1 protein-coding gene is annotated in these 609 nt (G+C 53.5%); it reads left to right on the forward strand.

Translation table 11 applies throughout. The features are described from left to right. Positions 1-166 precede the first annotated feature (166 nt). The coding region (locus ACFQ4G_RS21960; protein WP_379041141.1) for a DNA cytosine methyltransferase at positions 167-609 on the forward strand (443 nt) is incomplete at its 3' end.

The raw sequence follows: 609 nt of genomic DNA on the forward strand, positions 1-609 counted from the left end.
CCGACATTCGCAAGCAGACTCAGGCTGACGTTGAGCGGGCGAAGATGTGGCAGCGTGTTCTGGATCGCAAGGCGCGCAGTCAGCGGACCAAGGAGAGGATCGTGACCTGGGCTGTTATCGGGTGCCTTGTGGTTGTTGCGGTGCGAATGTTTTATGTGGGTACGGCATGAGAGAGCTGTCATTGTTTTCTGGTGCGGGTGGTGGCCTTCTAGGCACAAAGTTGCTAGGTTTTAAGCATGTCGGCTACGTGGAGTGGAATGAATACTGTCAGCGAGTCATCGCAGCAAGAATCAGAGATGGATACCTCGACAACGCCCCAATTTTCGGCGACATCGAGGCATTCATCAATCAAGGGTTCGCCTCAAGCTATCAAGGACTGGTTGATGTTGTCACTGGCGGATTCCCATGCCAACCATACAGCGCAGCCGGTAAGCAGCGAGGAGAAAACGACCCAAAGGACCGATGGCCTTCAACAAGAGAAGTCATTCGCCAAGTACGACCAAAGTTCTGCCTCCTGGAGAACGTGCCTCGGCTTATTTCCCTCGGATACCTTGGAAAAGTTCTCGGGGACTTGGCCGAAATGGGGTTCAATGCGGAATGGGGAGTTAT

It is taken from the genome of Methylobacterium marchantiae, assembly GCF_042679825.1.
Taxonomy (GTDB): Bacteria; Pseudomonadota; Alphaproteobacteria; order Rhizobiales; family Beijerinckiaceae; genus Methylobacterium; species Methylobacterium marchantiae.